Raw genomic sequence first — 655 nt, 5'->3', positions numbered from 1 at the left:
TCGAAAAACCGTCGCGAGCGGCCGCAATGCTGTGGGAGAAGCGCAGCTGTACGAGGAGTACAGCGAGCATCGCAGCACAGCAGTGCAACGCGCAGCAGGTTTTTCAACGTACCCGCGGGAAGTGCCTGTTTTTTCAGCAAAATTCTAGAGGCCCTTCCCTGATGATTTCTGGCAAAATATTGCGCGAACAACATTTTTACCCATAACACCGAGGATATTTATGCAACTGGTCAAATCCACCCGAGACACGCTTCTCCGGCCACTGCAGATCGTGAGTGGTATTGTCGAGCGTCGGCACACCATGCCGATTCTGGCCAATATCCTCATCCGCAAGAATGGCGAAAGCGTCTCGTTCCTGTCGACCGACACCGAGGTGCAGATCACGACCCTGGCCAATATCGGTTCGGGTCCTGAAGAAACCGGCACGACCGTCGCCGCGCGCAAGCTGCTCGACATCCTGCGCGCCCTGCCGGAATCGGGCGACGTCACGATGACCCTGCTGAACAAGCGCCTCACCGTCCAGAGCGGCAAGTCGCGCTTCGCGCTGCAGACCCTGGCGGCCGAGGAATTCCCGACCGTGTCCGTGGCGGACAGCTACAACGCGACCGTCACGCTGCCTCAGAAAACGCTGAAGCACCTGTTCAACATGGTGCAC

1 protein-coding gene is annotated in these 655 nt (G+C 58.3%); it reads left to right on the top strand.

Going from position 1 to position 655, the window contains the following annotated elements; all coding sequences use genetic code 11:
* Window positions 1-220 precede the first annotated feature (220 nt).
* Window positions 221-655: beta clamp domain-containing protein (locus tag AC1DYX_RS31740; RefSeq protein WP_477266257.1), on the top strand; the 435-nt coding region annotated here is incomplete at its 3' end.

The organism is Massilia sp. P2_C2, assembly GCF_056404615.1.
Note: the sequence above shows the minus strand (reverse complement) of the source record. Positions and strands in the feature narration are given on the sequence as shown.